The organism is Ruegeria sp. AF2, from assembly GCF_056542025.1.
This window is the reverse complement of record NZ_JBQFZC010000004.1, coordinates 288557-311000: the sequence shown is the minus strand read 5'-3', so window position 1 is coordinate 311000 and position 22444 is coordinate 288557. Positions and strand designations below refer to the sequence as shown.

The window sequence follows — 22444 nt, the reverse complement described above, 5'->3', positions numbered from 1 at the left end:
AGACCCCGGACCCGCTAGGTGCGGCCGTTGGTTCCGTTCGGGGTGCGCCTGACGGGTCGCAAGCTGCAAGTACGGCGAGGCAGAGGATCAGGCCGACAGGTCTCATGCATTTTCTCTTTGTCATTCAGGACGTGTCAGATGCAGATGGGTGTGCGATCAGCAAATTGCAATTTTGGAGTTCAGAGCCCCAGATAAACGCCCAGCCCACCGCGTCTGAGACCAACGCCAACACCGCCATAGGTGCCGCTGCTGCCTACGCCGACGCTTGCGCTCATGGTGGGCTGTATGGGTTCGCCATCGGCACCACACCCGGCCAAGGCCGCTGCGACCGCAATCAATAGCACCACCCGTCGTATCTGCATTACACCAGCGCCTTCCATCGCTTAATCTGGGCCCGCACCTGATCCGGTGCGGTGCCGCCATAGGATTGGCGAGAGTTTACCGAATTTTCGACGGTAAGAACAGAATAGACGTCGTCGGTGATGTCCGCGTGGACCGATTGCATGTCCTCCAGCGTCAGATCCGGTAGGTCGCAGCCCTTGCTTTCAGCCATGGCCACCAGCGATCCAGTGACATGGTGCGCGTCGCGGAAGGGCAGGCCCAGCACGCGGACCAACCAGTCGGCCAGGTCGGTCGCAGTTGAAAAGCCAGACCCGGCAGCGGCAGCCAGGCTTTCGCGATTGGCGGTCATGTCCTTGACCATGCCTTCCATCGCGGCAAGTGCCAGCATCCAGTTATCTGCCGCATCAAATACCTGTTCTTTGTCTTCCTGCATGTCCTTGGAATAGGTCAGCGGCAGCCCCTTCATCACCATCATCAGGCCAGTATTCGCACCAAATATGCGGCCAACCTTGGCACGGATGAGCTCAGCTGCATCGGGGTTCTTCTTTTGCGGCATGATTGATGAACCAGTCGAGAAGCGATCAGACAGTGATACAAACCGGAATTGGGCCGAGGACCAGATTACCAATTCCTCGGCAAAGCGCGACAAGTGCATGGCGCAAATCGAGGCGGTCGACAGGAACTCCAACGCGAAGTCGCGGTCGCTGACAGCGTCCAATGAGTTGGCTGCGGGGCGGTCGAAGCCCAGCGCCTCAGCTGTCATCTGGCGGTCGATTGGGAAAGAGGTCCCGGCCAACGCGGCTGCGCCCAAGGGGGATTCGTTCATCCGGGCACGGGCGTCGCGCACGCGGGACAGATCGCGGCCAAACATCTCGACATAGGCCATCATGTGGTGACCCCAGGTTACCGGCTGCGCGGTTTGCAGGTGGGTGAAACCGGGCATGACCCAGTCTGCCCCGGCCTCGGCCTGCGCCAAAAGCGCCCGGATCAGGGCCAGAAGACCGGATTCTGCGGCATCTAGCTGGTCGCGAACCCAGAGTTTGAAATCGGTCGCCACCTGGTCGTTTCGCGACCGGCCCGTGTGCAGACGGCCTGCGGGTTCTCCGATCACCTCTTTCAGGCGCGCCTCGACATTCATGTGAATGTCTTCCAGCGCAGTCGAGAACTGAAATTCTCCGTTCTGAATTTCTGACAAAACGGTGAGCAGGCCTTCCCGAATGGCGTGCGCATCACTATCACTAATAACGCCTGTGGCAGCCAACATGGCGGCATGGGCGCGCGAGCCTGCGATGTCCTGGGCTGCCATCCGCTGATCGAACCCGATCGAGGCATTTATCGCCTCCATGATCGCGTCTGGACCAGCGGCAAAGCGGCCGCCCCACATCTGGTTCGAAGATTGATCGGTCATGAAAGAAAACCCGGAGTTGATATGCGCCTGTTACGTCTGATCCCCCTTTATATGGCCCTAGCGCTGGGTGCAAACGCCGCTTTGGCAACAGATGCGGCAACGCTTGGCCCATTGCGTGAGGGCAGCCTGAAGCGGCTGATCCTGCATAGTGAGCCCAAGCCGGTCAAAGTGGTCGATTTTGAACTAGAAGATGATGGCGGCACCGGATCGCTGGCCGACTACAAAGGCAAGTATGTGCTGCTGAACTTCTGGGCCACATGGTGTGCGCCGTGCCGCAAAGAAATGCCTCAGATCGCTGAACTGCAACAGGAGTTTGGCGGTGACAAATTCGAGGTTCTGACCCTGGCGACCGGTCGCAACACACCTGCCGGGATCAAGAAGTTCTTTGACGAAAACGGCATCGACAACTTGCCGCGTCATCAGGATCCGAAACAGGCGGTTGCACGCGAAATGGGAGTGATTGGCCTGCCGATCACTGTGATCATCGACCCCGATGGCAATGAGATCGCACGCCTGATCGGTGATGCAGAATGGAACTCGGACAGTGCCAAGGCGATAATTTCAGCGCTTGTCGAAGGCAATAGCTGAGGTCCCGCGCGCTCTTGCAGAAAATCTGTGTTAGAATGAGACCGGCCCCAACGGGCCGGTTTTCGTTTGCGACCGGAAGAAAGGGAGACTCCGATGAAACCGGTAGTTCTGTTGATTGGGCGGTTGCCGAATGTAATCGGCAACGTGGCACAACAACTGGATCACCTGCCGATTCAGTGGCTGGGCGCGCATGATCAGGATGAGGTGCGGCGGCAGCTGGACGCGGAACCGCGCATCGCCTGTGCGATCATGGGCGCGGGTCTTGATGACAAGATACGCGGAGAAATGGTTGGCATCATCGCCGCGCGCAGGCCCGATATCTGCATCCATCTCAAAGATCGGGCCTCTGGCCCTGACGGGTTAATGCCGTTTGTCGCACGCATCGTCCAGCATGAGATTCTGGAAAGCCTGGAAAGCGGCTGACGCCACGCCACCTTTGACAGACAAATCGCCCGCTTGCAGGTTATCTGCAGGAGGATGGAATGCCGCTGGAAATACTATTGATCCTCGTCGTCGGCGGCATTGCCGGGGTCGCCTTGCTGCTGCATCTGACGGGCAAGTCACGCTTGCAAGTGCTGACGCCCGAGACAGCGCACGAACAGTGGCTGCGTCACTTTCCAGATGATTCCATCATTGACGTGACCGTTGCCCATGATGGTCACGCCGCCCTTATCCGAACCGAAACCGGAGCCGGTCTGCTGTGGTCCTTTGGTGCCGATACCGTGGCCCGCCATTTGCGAGATTTCGATTGGCTGGATCATCCCGAAGGCTTTAAAGTCCTGTTCCACGATTTCAGCACTCCTCGGGTCATCGTCCACCTTGATGAGACCGAACGCCAGCACTGGCAAAATCTGATGGATCCTGCATGACTGATCAAGTGAGTTTTCCCGACGCGGTGCAATGGGCCGTGCCCTTCTTCATCGCGGCCATTCTGGCCGAATTCCTTTGGATCGCGATCAAAGGCCGGGGCGGTAGGTACGAAACCCGCGATGCCTTGACCTCGCTAATCATGGGGGCAGGCAATATCGCCTCGGGCTTTTTGCTGGGCTTCATCGCATATGCGTTTTTCATGTGGCTGTGGCAGATCACACCGCTCAACCTAGGGACCTCGATCCCGGTCATCATCTTGTGCTTTGTACTGGACGATCTGCGGTATTACTGGGTGCACCGCTTTGGGCACCGCATTCGCTGGGTCTGGGCCAGTCATGTGAACCACCACAGCTCACAGCATTACAACCTCACAACGGCGCTGCGGCAGACCTGGACCTATACATTCACCTTCATGATGGTGGTACGTGCGCCGCTAATCTTACTAGGCTTTCACCCGGCGATGGTGCTGTTCGTCGGAGGTCTGAACCTGATCTACCAATTCTGGATCCATACCGAAGCGATCGGCAAAATGCCGCGCTGGTTCGAAGCCGTCATGAATACGCCCAGTCACCACCGCGCCCATCATGGGCGAAATGCGCGATATCTTGATTGCAACTATGCGGGTGTCTTTATCATCTGGGACAAGATGTTCGGCACATTTGTCCCCGAGCAAGAAGATGACAAGGTCGACTATGGGCTTGTCCACAATATCGGCACGTTCAATCCGCTGCGCGTGGCGTTTCATGAATGGGTTGGAATCTGGCGGGACGCCACCCAACCGGGCCTGACCTTGCGCCAACGTCTGGCTTATTGTTTTGCCCCTCCGGGCTATAGCCACGATGGCAGCCGCGACAATTCCCAACAGATCAAGGCCAAGCACCTTGTCCGCCATCCGCAAGATCACGGCACACCGGGATTCGAACAGTTCGGCACCAAATCACCTGCTTCCACAGCCAAGCGGGCCTAGGTCTCAAAAAGACCTTTTCTTTGCTTGAAATTTGGCACAAGCGCTCCATATCCCCTGAGATGTTTTAAGAGTGCATTTCCGGAGGTCCGCATGTCAAAGCTGATGAGAATTTCTACGATCACAGGTTTGCTGGGCCTCGTCATCACAATGACCGCCGCACTCAACGGAGCAATGCCCGCGCTATTGGGGCTGGGATTTGTCATGGCCGCGCTGGGACTTTTAGGAGCGCTTATCGGTGCGGCTGCTTCGCTGCGTCATGCTTGGCAATCAACACACTGATCTTCCGCCCCGCCACCTGCGATAAAATTTTGAGCGTTAACCCCGGTTTTACCTGTCTTCCCTGAAACTGGCCCCGGCCAAAATCATCGGGATCAGGGGAACGGTACGTCATGGGAAACAGGAAACGCGCAGACCTGCCCGAGGGATCGGACGACCCCTTAAGCGCCGCCGTCACTTCACGGGATCGATCGGTGGTACAGATGGCGACCGAAGCCGTGAAGCATAGACAATGCAGGCTGGCGTTCCAGCCTGTCGTTCAAGCACATCCTCCTCAGGGCATCGCGTTCTACGAAGGGTTCATCCGTGTATTGGATGAAACCGGCCGCGTCATCCCCGCGCGCGAGTTCATGCCACAGGTTGAAAACACGCCAATTGGCCGGGACCTTGATTGCGTCGCGCTTGAAATGGGGCTGCGCACTCTGATCCGCAACCCTGGCATCCGCCTGTCAATCAACATGTCCGCGCGGTCCATCGGTTATTCCAACTGGTCGCGTGTGCTGGATAGGTTTCTGAAAAAAGACGCAAGCTTGGGCGAAAGGTTGATTCTGGAAATCTCAGAATCTTCGGCGATGCAGGTGCCCGAACTGGTGGTAGATTTCATGGATCGCCAACAAGCCCGCGGTATCGCCTTTGCGCTGGATGATTTTGGGGCCAGTAACTTTGGCTTTCGCCACTTTCGTGAATTTCTGTTCGATGCCGCCAAGATCGATGGGCAGTTTATCAGGGGCATCAGCAGCAATCCCGACAATCAATCGCTGGTGCGCGCACTGATTGCAGTTGCGCGGGAATTCGAAATTCTTGTCACTGCCGAATCGGTCGAAAGTGACGAAGATGCTCATTTCCTGATCGCAAACGGTGTCGATTGTCTGCAGGGCTTCCTATATGGGGCGCCTTCAGTCACTCCGCCCTGGAGCTCGGAAAAAGCTGCAAAAACGGGCAGTTGATAGCAGCTGGTCGCGCGGAACACCGCCAAGGCTCACTCTGAGACAAGCTGTCCGTTGCTGCAGATGCAGCATTGCGTTATTGCAGAAGATGCTTGAGCGGGGGATCACGAGGCGCTCTTGCACCCGGAGAAGACTTCTCCTCAAACCGCGCCGTCAGATTTCCCACAGGACCATGACGGTAAAGGATTGACTTTATGACCAACGTAGTAATCGCATCCGCCGCACGTACGGGCGTCGGTAGCTTTAGCGGTTCGTTTGCGAACACCCCCGCACATGATCTGGGCGCTGCCGTCCTTGAAGCAGTTGTCGAACGTGCCGGGATCGACAAGGGCGAAGTAAGCGAAACCATCATGGGCCAGGTCCTGACTGCCGCCCAAGGTCAGAACCCAGCGCGCCAGGCGCATATAAATGCGGGCCTGCCGCAGGAAAGCGCGGCTTGGGGCATCAACCAGGTCTGCGGTTCGGGTCTGCGTGCTGTTGCTCTGGGTGCACAGCATATCCAATTGGGCGATGCCGACATCGTTGCCGCTGGTGGACAAGAAAACATGACCCTGTCGCCCCATGCCGCCGCCCTGCGCGCCGGTCATAAGATGGGTGACATGAAATACATCGACACGATGATCCGCGATGGTCTGTGGGATGCCTTCAACGGCTATCACATGGGTCAAACGGCTGAGAACGTCGCCGAGAAATGGCAGATCAGCCGCGATATGCAGGATGAATTTGCGGTCGCCTCGCAAAACAAAGCCGAAGCGGCCCAGAACGCTGGCAAGTTCGCCGATGAAATCGTGCCCTTCACCATCAAGACCCGCAAGGGCGACATCGTGATGGACAAGGACGAATACATCCGCCACGGCGCGACAATCGAAGCCATGGGCAAACTGCGCCCCGCCTTCGCCAAGGACGGTTCTGTCACGGCCGCAAACGCTTCGGGCCTGAATGACGGTGCCGCTGCCACCCTGCTGATGTCGGCTGAGAATGCCGAAAAGCGTGGGATTGAGCCCTTGGCCCGAATTGCATCCTACGCGACCGCCGGACTTGACCCGTCGATCATGGGCGTTGGCCCGATCTACGCTTCGCGCAAGGCGCTGGAGAAAGCTGGATGGTCGGTCGATGATCTGGATCTGGTCGAAGCAAACGAAGCCTTCGCAGCGCAAGCCTGCGCTGTAAACAAAGACATGGGTTGGGATCCGTCGATCGTAAACGTCAATGGTGGTGCAATTGCCATCGGACACCCAATCGGCGCGTCCGGCTGCCGGGTTCTGAACACCCTGGTGTTCGAAATGAAGCGCCGGGATGCCAAGAAAGGTCTCGCGACCCTCTGCATCGGCGGCGGCATGGGTGTCGCCCTGTGTGTGGAGCGTGACTAAGTGCGCTGAAAACTAAATACAAAAGGGCGTCCACTGGGCGCCCTTTTTTGTTACAATCGGATCATACCCCTTAGATGCGACAATATCGCCGGACAGAAAGACAAGATCGATCACGAAACGATATTGCGCATCCTTAACTCTCAGAGTAACAGAATTACCAAGACGACTAAATTTGGAGGAGTCCTAAATGGCACGTACAGCACTCGTAACCGGCGGTTCCCGCGGCATCGGCGCAGCAATTTCCAAGGCGCTGAAGGCCGAAGGATACAATGTTGCCGCCACTTATGCAGGCAATGACGAAGCCGCCGCAAAGTTCACCGACGAAACCGGTATCAAAACTTATAAATGGAATGTTGCGGATTACGACGAATCCAAAGCGGGCATCGAAAAAGTCGAGGCCGAGGTTGGCCCGATCGACATCGTGGTCGCCAACGCCGGTATCACCCGCGACGCACCGTTCCACAAGATGACACCTGAACAGTGGCATCAGGTCATCGACACCAATCTGACTGGTGTTTTCAACACCGTGCACCCGGTATGGCCGGGTATGCGCGAGCGTAAATTTGGTCGTATCATCGTGATCAGCTCGATCAACGGTCAGAAAGGCCAGTTTGCGCAGGTCAACTATGCCGCAACCAAAGCGGGCGATCTGGGCATCGTGAAATCTCTGGCGCAGGAAGGTGCGCGGGCCGGTATCACGGCCAACGCGATCTGCCCCGGCTACATCGCGACCGAAATGGTCATGGCCGTGCCGGAAAAAGTGCGCGAATCGATCATCGGTCAAATCCCGGCTGGTCGTCTGGGTGAACCGGAAGAAATCGCGCGTTGCGTGGCCTTCCTGGCATCGGACGATTCGCAGTTCATCAACGGCTCGACCATTTCCGCAAACGGAGCACAGTTCTTCGTCTGAACCGGCGATCTGAGAATGAAAACGGGCCGGTCCATCAAGGACCGGCCCTTCTTTTATCCCGTAAGATCACGCGCGCTGCGATCAGCGGGAACCGAATAGCCAGGACCAGAATCCTACAACCGCCTTGCCGCGCTCTTCATGCGCGCGGTGAATGGCGTTCTGAATGGCTGGGTTTGTTGTCATCTCGATCATGCTGAACCCTTCTCAATCAAGTTGGATTTGTCTTGCCATCAACATGGCCTTTGATTTTAAATTACACAAACGAGAGTTTTCGATCCTTCAGTTAAGAAAAACTTAACCGCCATGACCGACCGCCTGCCTCCGTTGACTGCTTTGCGCGCCTTCGATGCCGCCGCACGACATATGTCGTTTGCCAAGGCGGCGGAGGAGCTGAACGTGACCCCGGCTGCCCTGTCCTTTCAAATCAAGTCGTTAGAAGAGCATCTGGGCCACCCCGTGTTTCGCCGGCTCAATCGCGCTGTCGAACTGACCGAAGCCGGGCGCACATTGGCACCCGGAACCGCAGATGGCTTTGCCGCCCTGCAAGCCGCGTGGCAAGCGACGCGGAGGCTGCAGGATGAAACCAGCCTCACGGTTACAGCAGGCCCTGCCCTGACGGCGAAATGGCTGGCACCGCGCCTTTATGAATTCGCCCGTGCAAATCCGGGGATTGACCTGAAATTCTCGGCCACTCTGCGCAACATGGACCTTGAACGGGATGACGTGGACGTGGCGATCCGCTTTGGCTACGGGCCGGATGAGGGGCTCTATTCGGTTCCCGTCCGCAAGGAGTGGCTGACACCGGTTATGACCCCGGAGCTGGCCGAACAATTCCCCACGCCTGCGTCGTTGCGCGACGCCCCCCTGATCCACGACGATTCGATCAGTTTCCTCAAGCCGCGTTGCGACTGGCCCGCGTGGTTCCGTGCGGTGGGATTGGATTTCACTCCGACCCATGGGGCGCATTTTTCGAACGCCGATCACGCCATCGACGCTGCCGTGGCCGGGGTGGGCGTGGTTCTGGGGCGGCGCGCCATGATCCTGAAAGACCTGACCGAAGGGCGACTGGTCGCGCCGTTCAAAGTGGCACTGGAGACCGCCGGGCGATTTCGTTTCCTCTGCCTGCAAGGGGCAGAGAAGCGACCGCAGATCGCAGCGTTCCGCGACTGGTTCATATCCGAGATTGAAAAGACCGCGCATATATCGGATGAGTTTGAAATCATCCCTGTTGAGAAGGTAGCTGGTGAATGAGCAGAATGGGCGCGACCGCGATTGGTTTTGTCGCCGTTTTGCTATGGTCTCTGCTGGCGCTGTTCACTGTGGGTTCGGCCCCGACGCCGCCTTTGTTGTTGAACGCGATCTGTTTTACCATCGGCGGTACGCTGGGTCTGATTTGGACATTCGCCAGCGGCGGGCTGGGTCAACTGCGCCGGGTCGCGTGGACGACATACCTGCTTGGATCAATTGGCCTTTTTGGCTACCACGCGCTGTACTTTTCAGCCCTTCGCATGGCCCCTGCAGCCGAGGCCGGGCTTATCGCTTATCTCTGGCCTTTGCTGATCGTTCTTCTGTCAGGTCTGCTGCCCGGAGAACATCTGAAACCTGGTCACCTTATCGGAGCCTGCCTTGGCTTTGCCGGAGCCGCTGTCATCATCACCGGTGGTGGCAGCGCAGGGTTTCAGGTCCAGCATCTACCCGGCTACGGGCTGGCCTTGCTGTGCGCGCTTACATGGTCCAGCTACTCGGTTCTATCGCGACGGCTGGGTGATGTGCCGACAAGTTCGGTCGCGGTGTTCTGCATTTTGACGGCCATCGCCTCATGGGCCTTGCATTTCACAGTGGAAGAAACGACCTGGCCGCAAGGCACATTTAGCTGGGCCTCGACCTTTGCACTTGGCCTGGGACCGGTTGGGCTGGCGTTCTATGTCTGGGATATCGGCGTCAAGCGCGGGGACATTCAAATACTGGGCACCGCCTCATACGCGGCACCTTTGCTATCGACGCTTGTGTTGGTTCTGGCCGGGATCGCCGCCCCGTCCTGGGGTCTGGCGATCGCGGCCTTGTTTGTCACCGGTGGCGCTGCCATCGCGGCCCGCGCCAGCCTGAAGGCCTAGAACCTTAGGTCGACAGGCGCTCGATCTCTTCTTTTAGCTTCAGCTTTTGCTTCTTCAGCTGTGCGATATGGAGATCGTCAATACCAGGTGAGCGTTGCGCTTCTTCCACTTCAAGACCGAGAATTTCGTGTTTTTTCTTCAACTCCGTCAGATGTGCGCTCACGCTCATGGCGGTCCTCCTTCTCTGGTTTGTAAGTGTCACGTAAGAAGTTGATCACATCATTTCCAGCCTGTCACGCTGCAGACGCACGAAATCTATAATAAATCCGACAAATTCGGCTGGTCATTGCCGATCAGGCAAAGTGCCCGGTCAAATCCGCCCGATCGCGCAACACCGCCGAAACCTTTGGGGTATAGCTTTCGCCGTCTTCTACGTGCCGGTCACCGAGGTGCAGAATCAGCGGTGCGTGTAGCCGAAAGGCGGCGCGCCCGCCCTTTCTGGCACGCAAAATCACCAGCTCGGACGCGCGATCCGCACGGGGGACCAGAGGTAGCACCTGAATCGAGCCCAAGCGGCCCGCGCACCCCGCAAGCATATCGGGCAGCCGGTCTGCCCTCTGGATCATGTGAAGATATCCGCGCGGCGCCAGACGTCGGGCGGCGACATTGATCCAGTCTTCAAGCGGCGTGTCTTCACCCAGTGCGATCTGCCGTCCAGCGTCGGTGGCAGGGCTGTGCGCGCCTGCCCGGTAGTAGGGCGGATTGGCGATCACATGATCGAACTGTTCTTGTCGCAGATCATTCGGTAGTGCGTTCAAATCCGCCTCAACCACGGTGATCGCTGCGTTTTGTTCCGAATTGCGGCGGGCCAGATCTGCATAGCCAGCCTGCAGTTCAACCCCAGTTGCCTTCAGGTGCGGCACTCGCGCCATTAGGCACTGAATAGCAGCCCCTGCCCCGCAGCCCAATTCCAGCACCGACTGGCCAGCTTTTGCCGGGACCGATGCCGCCAGTAAGACCGGATCGACCCCTGCACGATATCCTGAGCGCGGCTGCCACAAACGCACACGCCCGCCCAGAAAATCATTGCAGGTCAGATCACTGTCGGAAAAGCTGCTCATCGCCCCAGCGGGATCTCGTTATCGCACATGACCCGTTCGGCGCGGGTCAGATCATCTGCCCGCACCATCAGGCGACGGGGAAAGATTCCGATGCCGCCTTCTAGGATGCTCATATTTACGTCCATCTGAAAGCAGTCTATATCCTCGCCCTCAAGGAGAGCCGTTGCAAAGGCTAGGATTGTCGGATCGGTGCTGCGCAATAGTTCTTTCATGGGGATGGATGTAAGGGCAAGGTGACAGGGATGTCGAGCCTTGTATCAGGAGAGTGATGAACGTCAGCACGATCTCGAAACCGCATGAGCGTCTGGCAGAGATGCTTGCGGGCGAAATGGCAGCAGTAAATACGCTGATTCGGACGCGTATGGCGTCGGAACATGCCCCGCGCATTCCCGAAGTGACCGCGCACCTGGTCGAGGCGGGCGGCAAGCGTCTGCGCCCGATGCTGACCCTGGCGGCGGCGCAGCTGTTCGGCTATTCAGGCGACCATCACGTCAAGCTGGCTGCAACGGTCGAGTTCATTCATACCGCAACCCTGCTGCATGACGATGTCGTCGATGAAAGCGGGCAGCGGCGCGGGCGACCCACGGCAAACCTGCTATGGGACAATAAATCCAGTGTTCTGGTTGGCGATTACCTGTTTTCCCGCAGCTTCCAGTTGATGGTCGAAACCGGTTCGTTGCGGGTTCTGGATATCCTTGCAAATGCGTCGGCCACAATCGCCGAAGGCGAGGTGCTGCAGATGACAGCGGCCACCGATCTGGGCACGGATGAAAGTGTCTACCTGCAGGTTGTGCGCGGCAAGACAGCGGCGCTGTTTTCTGCTGCAACCGAAGTGGGTGGTGTGATCGCAGGCGCGACTGAGGCTCAGGTCAAGGCGCTGTATGACTATGGCGATGCGCTTGGAATCGCGTTCCAGATCGCTGATGATCTTCTGGATTATCAGGGCGATAGTGCGGCCACAGGCAAAAACGTTGGCGACGACTTCCGTGAACGTAAACTCACCCTACCGGTGATCAAAGCCGTGGCTCAGGCAACTGCCGAGGAACACTCGTTTTGGGAACGGACGATCGGTCGCGGGCGGCAGGAAGAGGGCGATCTGGATCACGCTTTGTCGCTGATGGCCAAATACAGCACGCTGGATGCAACCCGCGCGGATGCGTTTGGCTGGGCGGCCAAGGCCAAGGCTGCGCTGGCGCCTCTTCCGGATCACGAAATCCGCACCCTGTTAGGCGATCTGGCCGATTACGTCGTATCGCGCCTTAACTGAGCGTCGTTGCGCGGTACCACCAGCCGGGTTGGGCCGCGCCGATCTCATAGGCGGCAAAATGGGCTGCTTTGAGCGTTGGATAAAGTGCGAAACAGGTTGAGCCTGAACCCGACATACGAACCATCAACGCGTCTCGGGTGTCTTCCAACGCCGCTATGACCTCCGCAATGCCCGGCGCTACAGATATTGCAGGTGCCTCTAAATCATTCCGCTGAGCCCTCAACCACGTGGCGCAGTCTTCCGGTGTTTTGAATGCAGGGATCTCAGCAGGCATCGGTGCGTTGTCTCTGCTGTGCAAAGCGGAAAACACCGGGCCGGTGGGAACTTCAATACCCGGATTGACCAAAAGCGCCGGGAGGGGCGGCAACGCCATCGGCTCAATCTGTTCACCAATCCCGCGCATACGCGCTGCAGCAGCATGTATGCATACCGGGACATCCGCGCCAAGCGACAGCGGCACGCTATCGGGCCACTCTCCCCCCTTCGTCACGGTGCGCAAAACCGCCGCAGCATCCGATGAGCCGCCCCCGACACCGCCACCGTGCGGCAGTTGTTTGTTCAGATGAATGCGACCGGTCCAGCCTGCGGCCTCGGCGGCCTGCCAGACCAGATTGCGATCATCGGTCGGTACGCCATCCGAAAACTCACCCGTGACCGACAGAGACAGCTCGGGGCCGGAACTGAGGCTCAACTGATCCCCAACATCGGCAAAGGCCACCAACGAATCAAGCAGATGATAGCCATCCGCGCGTTGGCCGGTCACATGCAGGGTCAGGTTGATCTTGGCGGGGGCAAATGCCTCAGCCTTCATTGGCGACCTTCAGGGGTTCGGCACCTTCCTCGGCCAGAACCGCATCCAATCCGACTTCAATCTTGCGGCGGATGCGTTCAGGATCGGCTTCACCGTCGGTATCTTCAGGATCAATGAAAGATAGTGCTCGTTTCCACTGGAACTCGGCTTCACGCCCGCGACCTACGGCCCAGTAAACATCGCCCAGATGGTCATTTACCACCGGATCGACCGGCATCAGTTCAACGGCGCGCTCCATGTGGTCGACTGCTTCGTCGTACCGGCCCAGGCGGAACAACACCCAGCCCAAGCTGTCAACGATATAGCCGCTGTCAGGGCGCGCTGCGACTGCGCGTTCGATCATATTCAACGCTTCGTCCAATTTCTCGCGCCGCTCGACCAGCGAATACCCGAGATAGTTCAGCACCTGTGGTTGGTCCGGGTTCAACTCAAGCGCGCGGCGGAAATCGGCCTCGGCCTCGTCCCAGTTCTTCAGACGTTCATGCGATATCCCGCGGGCATAATGCAGGAACCAGTTTCCGCCTGCACCCTCTTCCGTCAGGCCAATCGCCTTGTCGTAAGAGGTGACCGCTGCCGCGTAATCCTCTTGCTGGCGCCGCAGGTCGGCCAAAGCTACATGCACACCGGGCAAATCGGGGCTTTGAGCGGCAAGGTTTTGCAGGACTTCGGCGGCAGCTTCTTTTCTGTCAGAGCGACTGAGGACCTCGGCGCGCCCCAGCTCGGCGGCATGATAATCGCTGCTGTCCGGAGGCACCTGCCGATAGACATCAACCGCCAGATCATATTGTTCCAGCCCATCCAACAACTCAGCGCTTAGCAAAAGCGCATCAATATGGTCAGGCCGCAGAAAGGCCGCGACGCGGGCATATAGCAGAACATAATCCTGCGCGGCCTCCGCACTCAGCGCAGCGCCAACGGTGAAGAAAACCTCGGCCATGCCATCCTGTGCAGAACGGACATGGGTAAAGGGCAGCGTTTCGCCATCAGACAGCCGAGTGACGTAACCTTCGATGGTCGGATCACTGCCGGCGGCAAAGACGTTATCCAGAAATTCCAGCGCATCGTCGTTGCGATCCAGCTGCGACAGCACTTCGGCACGCGCCAGCGCAGCCCGGCGTGAAAAACGGGCGACCAGGCCATCATCTGCGGCAAGGATCGCCTCGGCCCCCTCAAAGTCTCCGACTGACGCCAACGCCATGGCCTTGTGATAAAGTGCAAATTCTTTCAGACCTTCCTGCGTGGTAACAACGTCAAATTGTTCCATCGCTTTGGTCATGGCGCCTTGCCCCATATGAGCCCAAGCAATCATCAGGCCATCAACCAGCGGTCCAACCCCTTGCGTTTCAGGATCGCGGGCCAGAAATTCATCCAGCTTGCCATCTGCCACCAGATTGGCGGCGATCACCATCCGAGCGGCCTGGCTGGGCAGTTCATTTTCCTCGATAACTTCGGCGACGGTCAGGGCCCGCTCAATCTCACCCAAAGCGAGCCGGGCGACGACCACGTTTTCCAGCAGTTTCGGATTTTGGGGATCAGCGCGAAGCGCCTGCGCATAGTAACGCTCGGCAGCGGGATAGTCGCTCTCATAAATCGCCTGACGCCCGGCCAGATACGACCCCGATCCGGTATCCGATACCGCAGGAAACGCGATTGAAGAACTGAGGATCACGGCCAGAGCCGCGCGTCGAACCAGGGAAACCACTGATAATCTGCCTTGCTGTCGTTGACTGACCGACAAGCTAGGGCTTTGCTGGGCGAGAGGCAATGGCAGAGCCTTCACGACCCTGCCAACGCCCGTGTTCTTGCCTACATATTGGGGTAGTTCGGCCCGTCGCCGCCCTGCGGTGTAGTCCAGGTGATGTTCTGGCTGGGATCCTTGATGTCACAGGTCTTGCAGTGAACACAGTTCTGGAAGTTGATCACGAATCGCGGCCCGTCTTCATCCTCGACCATCTCATAGACGCCTGCGGGGCAGTAACGCTGTGCCGGCTCGTCGAATTTGGGCAGGTTGACCTTAACCGGGATGTCCGGGTCGGCCAGTTTCAGATGGCAAGGCTGGCTTTCCTCGTGATTGGTGGCCGCAAACGATACGTTCGTCAGGCGGTCAAAGGACAGTGTGCCATCGGGTTTCGGATAGTCGATGGGTTGATGCTTGCTGGCATCTTCGGTCGATTCCGCGTCGTTCTTGCCGTGGCCCAGCGTGCCCAGCAGCGAGAAGCCCAGCGTGTTGGTCCACATGTCCATACCGCCCAGTACCAGGCTGGCGGTCAGGCCGTATTTCGACCACAGCGGTTTGACGTTGCGCACCTTCTTCAGATCCGAGCCGATTGCACCATCGCGAACGTTGGCCTCATAAGCGGTCAGCTCATCACCCGAACGCTCGGCCTTGATGGCGTCATAGGCGGCCTCGGCCGCGGCCTTGCCTGACAGCATCGCGTTGTGGTTGCCCTTGATGCGCGGCACGTTGACCATGCCGGCCGAGCAACCCAACAGCGCAACACCCGGTGCGACCAGTTTCGGCATCGACTGGTAGCCACCCTCGGTGATCGCGCGGGCGCCGTAAGCCACACGCTTGCCGCCTTTCAGCAGCTCGGCCACCATCGGGTGGTGCTTGAAACGCTGGAATTCCATGTAGGGGTACAGGTGCGGGTTTTTGTAGTTCAGGTGAACCACAAAGCCGACATAGACCTGATTGTTTTCAAGGTGATAGATGAACGACCCGCCACCCGCGTTGCTGCCCAGCGGCCAGCCCATGGTGTGCGTGACGCTGCCTTCTTTGTGCTTGGCCGGGTCGATCTCCCAGATCTCTTTCATGCCGACGCCGTATTTCTGCGGCTCTTTACCGGCAGACAGGTCGTATTTGGCGATGACTTCCTTGGACAGTGAGCCGCGCACGCCTTCCGACAGGAAGACATATTTGCCATGCAGTTCCATGCCCGGCTCGGTGTTGGGGCCGTAGGATCCGTCTGGCTCCAGACCAAATACACCGGCTACAACGCCTTTGACTTCACCGTTCTCACCGTAGACCAGCTCGGAACAGGCCATGCCGGGGAAGATTTCGACGCCTAGTTCTTCGGCCTGCTCTGCCATCCAGCGGCAGACATTGCCCATCGAGACGATGTAGTTGCCGTGGTTGTTCATCAGCGGCGGCATCGGGAAATTGGGGATGCGGATCTTGCCAGCCTCGCCCAGCATGTAGAAATTGTCTTCATGCACAGGCACGTTCAGCGGGGCACCCTTTTCCTTCCAATCGGGGATCAGAGCATCCAGACCACAAGGGTCCAGCACCGCACCCGACAGGATATGCGCACCCACTTCCGAACCCTTCTCTAGAACCACGACGTTCAGGTCGGCATCCAGCTGTTTCAGACGGATGGCCGCAGACAGGCCCGCAGGGCCAGCACCCACGATCACCACGTCATATTCCATCGCTTCGCGTTCAATCTCGGCCATCGCGGGCTCCTTAGCTAACTTTCCGAATTGGCGCTTTCTTCATGCGGTCGGCGCAATATTGTTTCACGGCTGATTACATGGTCATAAAGACTTTGGTCAATCGAAACACGGCGTAACAACGCCGCTATTCGACACTTCAGGCTTCGGGTGCGTCCCCCATAAGGTATCTGGGACCGCTACCATGGGATTTGGCCCTGTCATCGGGGTTGTAAAGCTTGCATTTCGGCAGGCTGAGGCAGCCGCAACCAATACATCCATCCAGATTGTCGCGCAGTCGCATCAGCGTATCGATTCGCTGATCCAGATGCGTGCGCAGCCGTTCGCTGATACTCTTCCAGTCCTGAGGCGTCGGTGTGCGGTTTCCTGGCAAGCCCGACAATACCTCGCGGATCTCGGGCAAAGTCAGACCGAATTGCTGCGCGATCATCACAAAGCTTAGCCGTCGGATATCGGCGCGCTGATAACGCCGCTGCCCACCCGCGTTACGCCATGGAGATATCAAACCTTGCGCCTCGTAGTATCGGATCGCCGACACCGCCAACCCAGTGCGCCGGGCCAATGCTCCAATCGCCAGACCTTCCGAAACAACCATTACATCCTCCCAAAGAAATCTCTTGACCTAAAGTTAGGTTTAGAAATTACAGTGAGTCGGGACAAGCCTCAAATTGGAAGGAGAATCCCATGATGGCGACGCTGGAACATACTAATTTCACGGTCCGCGACCCAAAGGCATCTGCGGCGTGGATGCAGAAAGTCTTCGACTGGAAAACACGCTGGGAAGGCCCTGCCATTGCCGGTGGCTATACGGTGCATGTGGGCAGCCCACATACCTATCTGGCACTCTACGCCCCCGGCGATCCCAAGCCATCAGGCGAAAACAGCTATGATTTCGTGGGCGGCTTGAACCATGTAGGTGTGCTGGTCGAGGATATCGACGCCACCGAGGAAAAGGTCCGCAAAGCGGGATTTGAACCGCACAACCACGCAGACTATGAGCCAGGCAAGCGGTTCTATTTCGAAGATGACAATGGCATCGAATTCGAAGTGGTTCAGTATGATTGAGATGCTGTGGCGTGGGCACGAAGCCAGCCGTTGGCGAAGTGGAGAATTGTTGGGACAGCGCCACAGGCGCACCCGCCCCCCGGAACGGCGGCGCTAAGTTGCGAGTTTACTGACAACGCACACCTCCCCTCTTGCAATTCACGCCTCATTTGGGTCAGGTAATTGCCAAACCATCCTTCGCCCCGACGCTATTGTGCGGCGGGGCGTAACAATTTCTGCGTGGACGACAAGACAATGGAAAAGATCCCCATGACGCCTTCGGGCAATGCCGCGCTCGAGGCAGAGCTGAAGAATCTGAAATCCGTCGAGCGCCCGGCGATCATCGAGGCGATTGCCTCAGCCCGCGAACTGGGCGACCTGAAAGAAAACGCCGAATACCACTCGGCGCGCGAAAAGCAGGGCTTTATCGAAGGCCGCATCAAAGAGCTTGAAGGCATCCTGTCGCTGGCAGATGTCATTGATCCGGCCAAACTGTCAGGGGCCATCAAGTTCGGCGCGAAGGTCACGTTGGTGGATGAAGATACCGACGAAGAAAAGACCTGGCAGATCGTGGGTGAGTATGAGGCCAATATCGAAGCGGGCCTTCTGAACATCAAATCCCCCATCGCCCGCGCCCTGATTGGCAAAGAAGAAGGCGACAGTGTCGAGGTCCGCACCCCCGGAGGCGTGCGCTCTTATGAAGTTCTGAGTATCGAATACGCCTGACCGGAGCGTTTGTCATGTCAGGGTCTGAACCTGAGCAAGAACCCGAGAAACCCACCTCGCTGGGTATCTACGACCGTCCGGCGCACCGTTCGGTCACCGAGATCGAGATTGCAGCAGTTGTTCTCAGCCTGATCTGGCTGGTGGTGTCGGTCGTGTTTCTGGTACTGCCCGGCGGGCAACAAGGAGGGTTCATCGTCACCTTCCTGGCGGTGTTCATGCCGGTCGCAATGATCTGGGTCGCAGCCCTCGCGATGCGCGCCAGCCGCGTGATGCGCGAAGAAAGCGCCCGCCTGCAGACAGCCATCGATGCGATCCGCAACAGCTATGTCGTTCAGCAACAACGCGCGGCCAGCACGTATGAACCGACGGTCGGCAAGAAACTGGATGAAATCGCCGAAAGCGCAAAAAAGACCGAGAGCGCGCTGGCGACATTTTCGACCAATCGCGGTGAACCCGGACGCACCCAAAGGCCCGCGCCGGACATGGCCAATCAGACTTCGTTGGAACTTGGCACCTCAGCGGAAGAAATGGCGCCCCCGTTGCCCACCGACATCTTTATCCGCGCCCTGAACTTCCCCGAGACACAAAGCGATGCCGAGGGATTTAACGCGCTGCGGCTTGCATTGAAAGATCGCAAGACCTCGAAACTTGTGCAGGCCTCACAAGATGTTCTGACCCTTCTCAGCCAGGAAGGCATCTATATGGATGACCTGCGCCCCGATATGGCCCGACCCGAAGTCTGGCGGCAATTTGCCCAAGGCGCGCGCGGGCGGTCGGTGGCTGCCTTGGGTGGCATTCGGGACCGTTCGTCACTGGCGCTGACTGCGGCGCGGATGAAACAGGATCCGATCTTTCGCGATGCCGCACACCATTTCCTGCGCCGCTTTGACCATATGATCGTCGAGTTCGAACCTAATGCCAGCGATGCCGAGCTTACAGCCCTGGGCGAAACCCGCACAGCACGTGCCTTCATGCTGGTGGGGCGTGTCGCAGGGACGTTCGATTAAAGCCCAAAACTTCCGTAGGGTATGAACCTCACCAGATCGCCGGGCTTGATATCGCGGGCACCGTCCTCGATTTCGACCAAGCCTTCGGCCCAGCTCAGCCCGCTGATCCGGCCAGATCCTTCCGAATGGAATACCTCGGCCTGTCCTTCACGGATGCGCGCCCGCAGGTATTCCCGGCGACCCGGTTTCTTGCGCTTTTCGAACGCGGCGGGCACGTCGAAGCCTTGCGGCTCTTGCCAGCCTGCACCGGCCAGCAGGTTCAGTGCCGGGCAGGCAAAGATCAACGTGCAAACCAGTGCTGCCACCGGATTGCCCGGCAAGCCAAACACCGGCGTATGATCCCACATGCCCAGCGCCAATGGTCGCCCGGGTTTTAATGCGATGCGCCATTCCTGCATCGCCCCGGCCTCTCGCAATAATGCCGAGACGTGATCTTCATCGCCGGCGGAGGCCCCGCCACTGGTCAGGATTACATCCACTTGCTGAGCCGCGCGATCCAAATGCTGTTTCAGCGCCGCGCGATCATCCTCGGCGCGCCCAAGATCAACCGCTTTGAATCCAATCCGCTCGGCCAGTGACAGCAGCATCGGACGATTTGCATCATAAATCTGCCCCAGTCCGGCGCTGTCACCCGGCTCGACCAGCTCATCCCCGGTCGATAGTACCCCGACGCGCAAAACCTTGCGGACGGAAACCTCAGCCAGACCAACCGCCGACAAAAGCGCCAGATCCGTTGGTGTTAAACGCCGCCCAACTGGCAAGGTCAGCGCGCCTTCAACCACGTCTTCGCCTGCCTTTCGCGTGTTCGCGCCCTGTTTCAACGGACCTCGGAATGCAATGTGCCCATGATCAAAGGTCACATCCTCTTCCAATATGACCGTATTAACACCCTTTGGCAGTGCAGCTCCGGTAAGAATGCGTATCGCATGGCCCTCTGGGACCTCACCGTCAAAGGGTACACCCGCAGCCGCCCGGCCCTCTACCAAAGGCATGACACAGGGTCCTTCCGGCACCGGACCGGCAAATCCGTACCCATCGACAGCGGTGTTGGGCTGAGGCGGGTTTGATCGTTTGGCCGACACGTCCACCGCCAGAACTCGGCCCGCCGCCCGCATCACGGGCACGTTTTCAACCCCAGCTACCACCGACAATCTGTCTCGCAAAAGCGCCAGAGCCTCATCAACGGGTGTCCAGTTCACCCCTGCAGGCAAGGCGAAACAATCATTGCGCAAGGGCGGAGGTGAGATATCCGGCGTGCTCATAATCCGACCTCTTCCAGGATGAAATCTGCAATGGCCGCCGTATCATCCAGATCAAACACCGGGCAATCCAATTCCAAAGGCGTATCACTTGCAACCGCGCGAACCGTCTCATCATCCGTGGCGATCAGCGGATTTCCGGGTTCTGCGCGAAACGCTTCGATCTTGGGGTGACGCTCGCGTTTGAAGCCTTCGATCAACACCAGATCGACCGGAGACAAACGCAACAGCAGGGTGTCCAGCTTCGGCTCGGGCGCACCGCGCAACTCCTGCATCAGTGCGATCCGCTGGCCGGATGCCAACAGCACTTCGGACGCACCCGCCGCGCGATGCCGCTGGCTGTCGGTACCCGGATGGTCTACGTCGACGGAATGATGCGCATGTTTAACGGTGGAAACGGTATACCCACGTCCGGTGATTTCAGCCACCAGCCGTTCCACTAGGCCGGTTTTGCCCGCGTTTTTCCAACCGGTGACGCCGTAGACCCTCATACCTGCTCCAACAAGGTTTCAGCGCGGGCCAGATCATCGGGAGTGTTGACGTTGAAGAACGGATCAAACGGCTGGGCCGAAAACAGCGCCTCTCGCCCATCATGCTGGTCGGTCCACAGGACAACCTTGCGCAGTCCACCGTTCAACGCCGCCCTCAGATCATCGCGCAATGCCACCGGCCAGAGCCCAAAGGTCGGATGCCGATTGATCCGCTTGCCGCCGCCGGATTTTAAAGCCTCGTCACTCGTGCGCGGGGTGGTTGCCAGAACAAGGGGGTATTTCTGCCCTTTGGATGCGTTCACCAGTTGCGCCACAAGATCATGCGGAAAGAACGGAGTATCCGCCGCAACCGTCACGATAGATTGAGCGCCCTGTTCAGCGGCCCAATCAAGCCCGGCCAAAACGCCGGCCAGCGGTCCTGCAAAGCCCTCGATCGAGTCCGAAACAACCGGCAAGTTCAAGCGAGCAAACCGTTCGGCATCGCCGTTGGCGTTCAAAGCCAGCCCGCCGACCTGAGGGCGCAGCCTGTCTATCACCCGATCCAGCAGGCTCTGCCCGCCGATCTGCAACAGCCCTTTATCACCGCCTCCCATCCGCGTAGCGAGGCCGCCTGCCAGAATAACCCCCAGCGGTTTTTGCGACTGTTCAGCCATCGGCACTTTTCCTGCGATGTTTTTTGTCCTCAATCGCCACGCTCGACGGATCAACATCGCGCACCAATCGGTCTTCGCCCGACAAACACACGAACCGCTGCCCGCGCATCCGGCCGATCAGAGTCAAACCGACCTCGCGCGCGATCTCGACACCCCAGGCGGTGAATCCCGATCGCGAAGCGAGAACAGGGATGCCCATCATTGCCGTTTTGATCACCATTTCCGAAGTCAAACGACCGGTCGTATAGAGGATCTTGTCAGACGCGCTCGCACCCTCGGAGAGCATCCAGCCTGCGATCTTGTCGACCGCGTTATGGCGGCCCACGTCTTCCATATAGACCAACGGGTGGCTTTCATGACAAAGCACCGTGCCATGGATGGCACCCGCCTCAAGGTACAGAGACGGGGTGCGGTTGATCTTGGATGCCAACTCATACAGCCACGAGGTGCGCACCGAAACCTGTGGCAGGCGCACGTCCTCTAGCCCCTCCATCATGTCTCCGAACACAGTGCCTACTGCGCAACCGCTGGTGCGGGTCTTCTTCTTCAGCTTGTCCTCGTATGAGGTCTCACGCGCTGTACGCACGACCACGGTTTCCAGATCGTCGTCATAGTCGATCCGAGTAATTTCATCATCTGCAAGCAGCATCCCCTGATTACGCAGAAACCCGAGCGCAAGGTATTCGGGATAGTCGCCGATGGTCATTGCCGTCACGATTTCCTGCGAGTTGAGGAAAATGGTCAGCGGGCGTTCCTCGACCACTGAGATTTGACTTATCTCACCATTCTGGTCCACACCCTCGACACCGCGCGTCAGGCGGGCAGCCCCCGGATCGGGCGCAATGAGGTAGTCTGACAGGTCGATCTCCGTGGCCAATTGCAA

The 22444-nt window shown here is 58.4% G+C and carries 27 protein-coding genes; 14 read left to right on the top strand and 13 right to left on the bottom strand.

Annotation, left to right across the window (positions count from 1 at the left end; all coding sequences use genetic code 11):
• Nucleotides 1-179: 179 nt before the first annotated feature.
• The gene (locus ACR0NM_RS14850; protein ID WP_170395762.1) at nt 180-362 is read right to left on the bottom strand and encodes an argininosuccinate lyase; all 183 of its coding nucleotides are present in this window, start codon (nt 360-362) and stop codon (nt 180-182) included.
• Nucleotides 362-1750: an argininosuccinate lyase gene (gene argH / locus ACR0NM_RS14845; RefSeq protein WP_480615408.1), complete on the bottom strand. Its 1389-nt coding sequence runs from the start codon at nt 1748-1750 to the stop codon at nt 362-364. The genes ACR0NM_RS14850 and argH overlap by 1 nt, the downstream gene beginning before the upstream one ends.
• 21 nt (nt 1751-1771) lie before the next feature.
• Here argH and ACR0NM_RS14840 point away from each other — a divergent pair, with 21 nt between their 5' ends.
• From ACR0NM_RS14840 to yddG, 10 genes are all read left to right on the top strand, one after another.
• Nucleotides 1772-2338, top strand: coding sequence for a TlpA disulfide reductase family protein (locus ACR0NM_RS14840; RefSeq protein WP_170395758.1), 567 nt, complete (start codon nt 1772-1774; stop codon nt 2336-2338).
• Nucleotides 2339-2431: 93 nt separating this feature from the next.
• Complete coding sequence (locus tag ACR0NM_RS14835) at nt 2432-2761, top strand: hypothetical protein (protein WP_170395756.1); 330 nt, start codon at nt 2432-2434, stop codon at nt 2759-2761.
• A 59-nt stretch (nt 2762-2820) separates the two neighbouring features.
• Nucleotides 2821-3207 (top strand): hypothetical protein, encoded by a 387-nt coding sequence (locus ACR0NM_RS14830; protein WP_480615406.1) that lies wholly within the window; start codon nt 2821-2823, stop codon nt 3205-3207.
• On the top strand, nt 3204-4175 hold the full coding sequence (locus tag ACR0NM_RS14825; protein ID WP_170597266.1) for a sterol desaturase family protein: 972 nt from the start codon (nt 3204-3206) through the stop codon (nt 4173-4175). The genes ACR0NM_RS14830 and ACR0NM_RS14825 overlap by 4 nt, the downstream gene beginning before the upstream one ends.
• A 90-nt stretch (nt 4176-4265) precedes the next feature.
• The gene (locus ACR0NM_RS14820; protein ID WP_170395750.1) at nt 4266-4454 is read left to right on the top strand and encodes a hypothetical protein; all 189 of its coding nucleotides are present in this window, start codon (nt 4266-4268) and stop codon (nt 4452-4454) included.
• A gap of 110 nt (nt 4455-4564) precedes the next feature.
• A complete protein-coding gene (locus ACR0NM_RS14815; RefSeq protein ID WP_170626183.1) occupies nt 4565-5398 on the top strand; it encodes an EAL domain-containing protein in 834 nt (277 codons plus the stop codon).
• Between the two features lie 194 nt (nt 5399-5592).
• Nucleotides 5593-6768 (top strand): acetyl-CoA C-acetyltransferase, encoded by a 1176-nt coding sequence (locus tag ACR0NM_RS14810; protein WP_480615404.1) that lies wholly within the window; start codon nt 5593-5595, stop codon nt 6766-6768.
• Nucleotides 6769-6955: 187 nt separating this feature from the next.
• Complete coding sequence (gene phbB / locus ACR0NM_RS14805; RefSeq protein ID WP_170395744.1) at nt 6956-7678, top strand: acetoacetyl-CoA reductase; 723 nt, start codon at nt 6956-6958, stop codon at nt 7676-7678.
• Between the two features lie 303 nt (nt 7679-7981).
• Complete coding sequence (locus ACR0NM_RS14800; protein WP_170513880.1) at nt 7982-8929, top strand: transcriptional regulator GcvA; 948 nt, start codon at nt 7982-7984, stop codon at nt 8927-8929.
• Nucleotides 8926-9792, top strand: coding sequence for an aromatic amino acid exporter YddG (gene yddG, locus ACR0NM_RS14795; RefSeq protein WP_480571473.1), 867 nt, complete (start codon nt 8926-8928; stop codon nt 9790-9792). Before ACR0NM_RS14800 ends, yddG begins: the two co-directional genes overlap by 4 nt.
• Before the next feature lie 4 nt (nt 9793-9796).
• Here yddG and ACR0NM_RS14790 read toward each other — a convergent pair whose 3' ends face one another.
• The 3 genes from ACR0NM_RS14790 to ACR0NM_RS14780 form a co-directional block, all read right to left on the bottom strand.
• A complete protein-coding gene (locus ACR0NM_RS14790; protein ID WP_170395738.1) occupies nt 9797-9961 on the bottom strand; it encodes a YdcH family protein in 165 nt (54 codons plus the stop codon).
• Between the two features lie 124 nt (nt 9962-10085).
• Entirely contained in the window at nt 10086-10853 is a 768-nt protein-coding gene (locus tag ACR0NM_RS14785; protein ID WP_480615402.1) for a tRNA1(Val) (adenine(37)-N6)-methyltransferase, read from the bottom strand.
• Nucleotides 10850-11065, bottom strand: a complete 216-nt coding sequence (locus tag ACR0NM_RS14780) for a putative signal transducing protein (protein ID WP_480615400.1) — start codon at nt 11063-11065, stop codon at nt 10850-10852. The genes ACR0NM_RS14785 and ACR0NM_RS14780 overlap by 4 nt, the downstream gene beginning before the upstream one ends.
• 56 nt (nt 11066-11121) lie before the next feature.
• Between ACR0NM_RS14780 and ACR0NM_RS14775 the strand changes: the two genes are divergently transcribed.
• The gene (locus tag ACR0NM_RS14775; RefSeq protein ID WP_170566258.1) at nt 11122-12120 is read left to right on the top strand and encodes a polyprenyl synthetase family protein; all 999 of its coding nucleotides are present in this window, start codon (nt 11122-11124) and stop codon (nt 12118-12120) included.
• Here the strand turns inward: ACR0NM_RS14775 and ACR0NM_RS14770 are convergent.
• The 4 genes from ACR0NM_RS14770 to soxR all read right to left on the bottom strand — a co-directional run bounded on the left by ACR0NM_RS14770 (nt 12113) and on the right by soxR (nt 16976).
• Nucleotides 12113-12931: a 4-(cytidine 5'-diphospho)-2-C-methyl-D-erythritol kinase gene (locus ACR0NM_RS14770; protein WP_480615398.1), complete on the bottom strand. Its 819-nt coding sequence runs from the start codon at nt 12929-12931 to the stop codon at nt 12113-12115. The genes ACR0NM_RS14775 and ACR0NM_RS14770 overlap by 8 nt on opposite strands.
• Entirely contained in the window at nt 12921-14633 is a 1713-nt protein-coding gene (locus ACR0NM_RS14765; RefSeq protein WP_170395730.1) for a tetratricopeptide repeat protein, read from the bottom strand. Before ACR0NM_RS14765 ends, ACR0NM_RS14770 begins: the two co-directional genes overlap by 11 nt.
• A 104-nt stretch (nt 14634-14737) precedes the next feature.
• A complete protein-coding gene (locus ACR0NM_RS14760; protein ID WP_170395728.1) occupies nt 14738-16384 on the bottom strand; it encodes an electron transfer flavoprotein-ubiquinone oxidoreductase in 1647 nt (548 codons plus the stop codon).
• 136 nt (nt 16385-16520) lie between these two features.
• The gene (gene soxR / locus ACR0NM_RS14755; RefSeq protein WP_170395726.1) at nt 16521-16976 is read right to left on the bottom strand and encodes a redox-sensitive transcriptional activator SoxR; all 456 of its coding nucleotides are present in this window, start codon (nt 16974-16976) and stop codon (nt 16521-16523) included.
• Between the two features lie 89 nt (nt 16977-17065).
• On the opposite strand from soxR, the gene ACR0NM_RS14750 reads away from it, so the two are divergent.
• The 3 genes from ACR0NM_RS14750 (at nt 17066) to ACR0NM_RS14740 (ending at nt 19158) form a co-directional block, all read left to right on the top strand.
• Entirely contained in the window at nt 17066-17446 is a 381-nt protein-coding gene (locus ACR0NM_RS14750) for a VOC family protein (protein WP_170408363.1), read from the top strand.
• Nucleotides 17447-17680: 234 nt separating this feature from the next.
• Nucleotides 17681-18151 carry a transcription elongation factor GreA gene (gene greA / locus ACR0NM_RS14745; protein ID WP_170395722.1) on the top strand — a complete coding sequence of 157 codons (471 nt, stop codon included), beginning with the start codon at nt 17681-17683 and terminating at the stop codon, nt 18149-18151.
• Between the two features lie 14 nt (nt 18152-18165).
• Nucleotides 18166-19158 carry a hypothetical protein gene (locus ACR0NM_RS14740; protein WP_170597258.1) on the top strand — a complete coding sequence of 331 codons (993 nt, stop codon included), beginning with the start codon at nt 18166-18168 and terminating at the stop codon, nt 19156-19158.
• Here the strand turns inward: ACR0NM_RS14740 and ACR0NM_RS14735 are convergent.
• The 4 genes from ACR0NM_RS14735 to fdhD are packed head-to-tail and all read right to left on the bottom strand — an operon-like array spanning nt 19155 to nt 22444.
• A complete protein-coding gene (locus ACR0NM_RS14735) occupies nt 19155-20420 on the bottom strand; it encodes a molybdenum cofactor synthesis domain-containing protein (RefSeq protein WP_480615396.1) in 1266 nt (421 codons plus the stop codon). The genes ACR0NM_RS14740 and ACR0NM_RS14735 overlap by 4 nt on opposite strands.
• Nucleotides 20417-20908 (bottom strand): molybdopterin-guanine dinucleotide biosynthesis protein B, encoded by a 492-nt coding sequence (mobB, locus tag ACR0NM_RS14730; protein ID WP_480615394.1) that lies wholly within the window; start codon nt 20906-20908, stop codon nt 20417-20419. The genes ACR0NM_RS14735 and mobB overlap by 4 nt, the downstream gene beginning before the upstream one ends.
• Nucleotides 20905-21561, bottom strand: a complete 657-nt coding sequence (mobA, locus tag ACR0NM_RS14725; protein ID WP_170395715.1) for a molybdenum cofactor guanylyltransferase MobA — start codon at nt 21559-21561, stop codon at nt 20905-20907. Before mobA ends, mobB begins: the two co-directional genes overlap by 4 nt.
• Nucleotides 21554-22444: a formate dehydrogenase accessory sulfurtransferase FdhD gene (fdhD, locus tag ACR0NM_RS14720; RefSeq protein ID WP_480615568.1), complete on the bottom strand. Its 891-nt coding sequence runs from the start codon at nt 22442-22444 to the stop codon at nt 21554-21556. The genes mobA and fdhD overlap by 8 nt, the downstream gene beginning before the upstream one ends.

Bases quoted from the DNA above. Each gene is read 5' to 3' on its own strand.
- ACR0NM_RS14850 (WP_170395762.1), bottom strand. From the start codon at position 362: ATGCAGATACGACGGGTGGTGCTATTGATTGCGGTCGCAGCGGCCTTG.
- ACR0NM_RS14815 (WP_170626183.1), top strand. From the start codon at position 4,565: ATGGGAAACAGGAAACGCGCAGACCTGCCCGAGGGATCGGACGACCCC.
- ACR0NM_RS14740 (WP_170597258.1), top strand. From the start codon at position 18,166: ATGTCAGGGTCTGAACCTGAGCAAGAACCCGAGAAACCCACCTCGCTG.
- ACR0NM_RS14775 (WP_170566258.1), top strand. From the start codon at position 11,122: ATGAACGTCAGCACGATCTCGAAACCGCATGAGCGTCTGGCAGAGATG.
- ACR0NM_RS14780 (WP_480615400.1), bottom strand. From the start codon at position 11,065: ATGAAAGAACTATTGCGCAGCACCGATCCGACAATCCTAGCCTTTGCA.
- ACR0NM_RS14810 (WP_480615404.1), top strand. From the start codon at position 5,593: ATGACCAACGTAGTAATCGCATCCGCCGCACGTACGGGCGTCGGTAGC.
- ACR0NM_RS14830 (WP_480615406.1), top strand. From the start codon at position 2,821: ATGCCGCTGGAAATACTATTGATCCTCGTCGTCGGCGGCATTGCCGGG.
- ACR0NM_RS14840 (WP_170395758.1), top strand. From the start codon at position 1,772: ATGCGCCTGTTACGTCTGATCCCCCTTTATATGGCCCTAGCGCTGGGT.
- ACR0NM_RS14770 (WP_480615398.1), bottom strand. From the start codon at position 12,931: ATGAAGGCTGAGGCATTTGCCCCCGCCAAGATCAACCTGACCCTGCAT.
- ACR0NM_RS14760 (WP_170395728.1), bottom strand. From the start codon at position 16,384: ATGGCCGAGATTGAACGCGAAGCGATGGAATATGACGTGGTGATCGTG.
- argH (WP_480615408.1), bottom strand. From the start codon at position 1,750: ATGACCGATCAATCTTCGAACCAGATGTGGGGCGGCCGCTTTGCCGCT.
- phbB (WP_170395744.1), top strand. From the start codon at position 6,956: ATGGCACGTACAGCACTCGTAACCGGCGGTTCCCGCGGCATCGGCGCA.
- ACR0NM_RS14735 (WP_480615396.1), bottom strand. From the start codon at position 20,420: ATGAGCACGCCGGATATCTCACCTCCGCCCTTGCGCAATGATTGTTTC.
- ACR0NM_RS14790 (WP_170395738.1), bottom strand. From the start codon at position 9,961: ATGAGCGTGAGCGCACATCTGACGGAGTTGAAGAAAAAACACGAAATT.
- ACR0NM_RS14825 (WP_170597266.1), top strand. From the start codon at position 3,204: ATGACTGATCAAGTGAGTTTTCCCGACGCGGTGCAATGGGCCGTGCCC.
- soxR (WP_170395726.1), bottom strand. From the start codon at position 16,976: ATGGTTGTTTCGGAAGGTCTGGCGATTGGAGCATTGGCCCGGCGCACT.
- yddG (WP_480571473.1), top strand. From the start codon at position 8,926: ATGAGCAGAATGGGCGCGACCGCGATTGGTTTTGTCGCCGTTTTGCTA.
- ACR0NM_RS14750 (WP_170408363.1), top strand. From the start codon at position 17,066: ATGATGGCGACGCTGGAACATACTAATTTCACGGTCCGCGACCCAAAG.
- mobB (WP_480615394.1), bottom strand. From the start codon at position 20,908: ATGAGGGTCTACGGCGTCACCGGTTGGAAAAACGCGGGCAAAACCGGC.
- ACR0NM_RS14785 (WP_480615402.1), bottom strand. From the start codon at position 10,853: ATGAGCAGCTTTTCCGACAGTGATCTGACCTGCAATGATTTTCTGGGC.
- ACR0NM_RS14820 (WP_170395750.1), top strand. From the start codon at position 4,266: ATGTCAAAGCTGATGAGAATTTCTACGATCACAGGTTTGCTGGGCCTC.
- greA (WP_170395722.1), top strand. From the start codon at position 17,681: ATGGAAAAGATCCCCATGACGCCTTCGGGCAATGCCGCGCTCGAGGCA.
- mobA (WP_170395715.1), bottom strand. From the start codon at position 21,561: ATGGCTGAACAGTCGCAAAAACCGCTGGGGGTTATTCTGGCAGGCGGC.
- ACR0NM_RS14800 (WP_170513880.1), top strand. From the start codon at position 7,982: ATGACCGACCGCCTGCCTCCGTTGACTGCTTTGCGCGCCTTCGATGCC.
- ACR0NM_RS14835 (WP_170395756.1), top strand. From the start codon at position 2,432: ATGAAACCGGTAGTTCTGTTGATTGGGCGGTTGCCGAATGTAATCGGC.